The following is a 3,566-nucleotide window of genomic DNA, read 5'->3' as shown; positions in this document are numbered from 1 at the left end:
TAATGAAAGATCTAATTATTGAAAAAAAGAAAGGAAAACAAACACACTGTCAGGTATTTAAACAAGCCCTGTCTTCCTTAGGTTAACGGCTATGGCCAGCTGGCGGAAAATCTTTGCTGGGCGCTGCGCGCCGCTCAAATTCCTATTTATTATAAAGCGTTTTTCTTGTTTCATTTCAATTTGTCTTTCGAAATAAAGTGCTCATACATTAATCTTACCTTTATTTTTTCATCTTCATCTTTAGCCTTATCTAAAATCCTTTGAAATAGTCCAGTATTAAGATAATGTGTTTCATTTCCAGTATAGAAATAATCTCTGATGAAATCATCACTAAGCTCGATTACTTGTTTTATTTCATTTAGTGAGTCGGGTTGAAAAAGAATCACAGTTGAATCGTCTGGATTATCGTCGTACTTTACAAATTGTTCTTTAAAGTCGCCAGGAATAGATTCTACATGATTCACAATTTTTGCAAGTGGGTCAATAATCTGAGCTTGAAAAAGTGTGTCATTATGATTCTTCTCAAACATTGTGTCAATTAGTCTTAAATGTAAGTCAGATATTTTATGACTGTGTGGTGTTTGGCAACCGTTCAATGACAAATATCCCTTGAATAATACTTCAACATAAAATAAAAGATTATGAAATAATGCAGGGGACAATTCACTTAAAACGCCAAAGTTATAACCATCAACATCATATACTTTCTCATCAGAACAAATTTCAATTGCCTTGTCCAATAATAAGGATACAGTAGTGTACTGATTAACACAAGCATTAACTGCCTTATTTGTTGTTGATTTATCCTTTGCTATTAATCCGTATGTGCTAATCCATACATATTTAAATTCACTCTCTGATATATGTAGTTGTCGATGCTTGTCATAATAATAATATGTTTTGGTGAATTCTTCATAATCAATTTTTAACGCTTCAAATAGAGCAATGAAATAATCCCTTTCAGTAAATTTAAATTCATGAGCAACCAATGGACCATTATTAATCCTCTTTATCAGGTAATCTAAATCAGCTTGATTAGATATATAAATGTATTTATCCTCATTGTCGGTCATATTTTCTCACTATTCATAATGTTCACGGGCAGTTTAAATGCTTTATAACAGCAGAATAAACGCAATTGCGTTTATTCCTTTTATATCGTGACTAATTTATGAATAATTATTGTTAATCAACAAGGCTTTTATTGTTTTGATCTTGTTGGTGGCCAGATGGGTATAAAATGCATGTGAATGGGGGCTAGCGCAAAGGGCGGAGAGCCGAGGGCTCACGTTTCGAAGGGATTTTCAATTAATAAAATCATTCTACCCCTTCATCAACTGTTTAATTTCCGGTGCGTTGCACCTCTCTTCCTGTGTCGTACTTTTCTGCTATAAACATTATCGCGGCGCTGCCGCTTTGGATAATTGCGGAGGGTGGAGCGCAGAGTGCAGAGAGCATGGAGTAGGGAACATGGAGCCGGGAGCAAAGGGCAAAGCGGTTCGAACGGGGTTTCAATTCATCATTATTGGAATCTGTCATGCCTGTATACATTAAAATGCGCGAGTCGGAGCTAGCGCCTCCCAACACGGTACGAATCAGCAGAAATGACTCATTGACCAATGACTTACTGACTTCCTAACTTTTTGTCTTGTGTCTTGATACCTGATACATGATTCCATTTTTCCATCTTCCTTCTTCCTTCTTCCATTTTCCTTTTCCTCAATGACTCTATTAATCTTCCATCTGAAAATGGTACTGCCTATGAAAAAAGGGAAATGCTTTCGTTAATTGTCAGTGCCTGAAAAACGTTGACCAAAAAAAAGGTTGACAAATGAAACAAATTGGATTTTTTAATGATGAACAACATCTAAAGCAATGCCGATATTTTAGTGCTGATTTCAAGAAGAAACGAGTTCAAGAACTGGAAAAAAATCTGGTTAGTATTTCTGATATTTGTAAGGTTCACAAAGTAAGCAGGACTTCTGTTTACAAGTGGCTTTATAAATATTCTAATATGGCAAAGAGGCAAGAAAGACAAGTGGTTGAATCCAAAAGCGACACAAAAAAAATTAGCAATCTGGAAGATCGGATAAAAGAGCTTGAGCGGGTTGTTGGTCAGAAGCAGTTGTTGATTGATTTTCAGGACAAGATGATTGAAATTGCTGAGAGCACGTATAAAGTAGATATTAAAAAAAAATTCGGTTCGCAACCCTCCTCTGGTATTGGAGCTCCAGGGAAAAACTTGGGATCAAAATGAGCCATCTTTTTAGTGCAATATCAGTAAAAAAGCAGTCATTTTATCAAATGTTACAGCGTCAGGAAGCACACTTGGGGTATACGGAACAGGTATTAATGCTGGTCAACAAAATTCGGGAAGATCACCCATGTATGGGCGTTCGTGAGATTTACTTCAAGCTAAATCCACAAGGCATGGGAAGGGACAAATTTGAGCAATTCTGTTTTGAACGAGGCTACCGGGTAAGGAAACAAAAGAACTTCCGGATAACCACAGATAGCAGAGGAGTGACCCGTTTCCCTAATTTGATTAAAGGGATTGAGGTTACAGCTGTAAACCAGGTTTTGGTGAGTGACATCACCTATTATGAAATGCATGGAAAGTTCTATTACATCACCTTGATCATGGATTTGTTCAACCGGGAAATAGTTGGATCTTGTGCGAGCATAAGTTTGCGAACGGAAGACACCACCTTGCCGGCCCTGTTGCAGGTAAAAAAGAATCGCGGACAAGCCGCCCTTGCAGGAGCGATCATCCATTCCGACGGAGGCGGACAGTATTATAGCACCGAATTTAAAAAGCTTACGAAAAAGCTGAAAATGAGCAACTCAATGACTGAAGAAAGTGTGTTTGAAAATCCACATGCTGAAAGGTTAAACGGAACTATTAAAAACAGTTATCTTTATTCATATGCGCCCGAAACATTCGAAGAACTAAAAAAACAGCTTAAAAGAGCCGAACATATGTACAATAATGAAAAGCCACATAAGGCTTTAAAAGGAATGACACCGGTTCAATATCGAACGGCCTATTCTATTGACTTTGAGAATAACTCTTCAAAAGTTCAGAGTTATTTCCCAAAGTCAACAGAAAATAAACATCATCAGTTAGATTTGATGAATAAGAAAAAGAATAAAATTACGTCTAATTCGGTCAACGTTATTTAGGCATGGACAAATCGTCAATCGTTAATCTTCAATCGTTAATCGTTAATCTTCAATCGTTGATCGTTAATCTTTAATCTTCAATCGTTGATCGTTAATCTTCAATCGTTGATCGTTAATCTTCAATCTCTTTAAAAGCCCATCAACATGCTTCGCAGTGCATTTTCGACTGCTCATCGGGGCCAACATGAAAAAAGTTTCAGGATAATGTTTCTTTTTGCGTCGACGCAAGCACGAGCGCGCTGTCAGCATGTTTTTTTGCTGTCAATAAGTTTTGTCATGGCTGTCAAAACGTTTTTTTGACCAATTTTTTTTTCTTCGGACCTGTAAAAACGTTTTTTCGGCTTCAACAAGTCTTGTAATGACTGTAAAAACATTTTTTTTGC

The 3,566-nt window shown here is 36.8% G+C and carries 3 protein-coding genes; 2 read left to right on the top strand and 1 reads right to left on the bottom strand.

The genetic code is table 11. The features are described 5' to 3' along the window. Positions 1-170 precede the first annotated feature (170 nt). Positions 171-1,073 carry a hypothetical protein gene (locus FHS86_RS07765; RefSeq protein ID WP_429412420.1) on the bottom strand — a complete coding sequence of 301 codons (903 nt, stop codon included), beginning with the start codon at positions 1,071-1,073 and terminating at the stop codon, positions 171-173. Between the two features lie 758 nt (positions 1,074-1,831). Between FHS86_RS07765 and FHS86_RS07760 the strand changes: the two genes are divergently transcribed. Together FHS86_RS07760 and FHS86_RS07755 are read left to right on the top strand one after the other, a co-directional pair. Beyond that, positions 1,832-2,257, top strand: a complete 426-nt coding sequence (locus FHS86_RS07760; protein ID WP_429412419.1) for a transposase — start codon at positions 1,832-1,834, stop codon at positions 2,255-2,257. Beyond that, the gene (locus FHS86_RS07755; protein WP_429412418.1) at positions 2,254-3,183 is read left to right on the top strand and encodes an IS3 family transposase; all 930 of its coding nucleotides are present in this window, start codon (positions 2,254-2,256) and stop codon (positions 3,181-3,183) included. Before FHS86_RS07760 ends, FHS86_RS07755 begins: the two co-directional genes overlap by 4 nt. The last annotated feature ends 383 nt before the right edge of the window (positions 3,184-3,566 follow it).

Origin of the sequence: Roseimarinus sediminis (genome assembly GCF_050433125.1) — a bacterium.
In the GTDB taxonomy this organism is placed as follows: Bacteria; Bacteroidota; Bacteroidia; order Bacteroidales; family Prolixibacteraceae; genus Roseimarinus; species Roseimarinus sediminis.
The sequence above is the reverse complement of the archived record's forward strand: the minus strand, read 5'-3'. Positions and strand labels throughout refer to the sequence as shown.

Excerpts from the sequence above, each read along its gene's own strand:
- FHS86_RS07765 (WP_429412420.1), bottom strand. The coding sequence starts at position 1,073 with ATGACCGACAATGAGGATAAATACATTTATATATCTAATCAAGCTGAT.
- FHS86_RS07760 (WP_429412419.1), top strand. The coding sequence starts at position 1,832 with ATGAAACAAATTGGATTTTTTAATGATGAACAACATCTAAAGCAATGC.
- FHS86_RS07755 (WP_429412418.1), top strand. The coding sequence starts at position 2,254 with ATGAGCCATCTTTTTAGTGCAATATCAGTAAAAAAGCAGTCATTTTAT.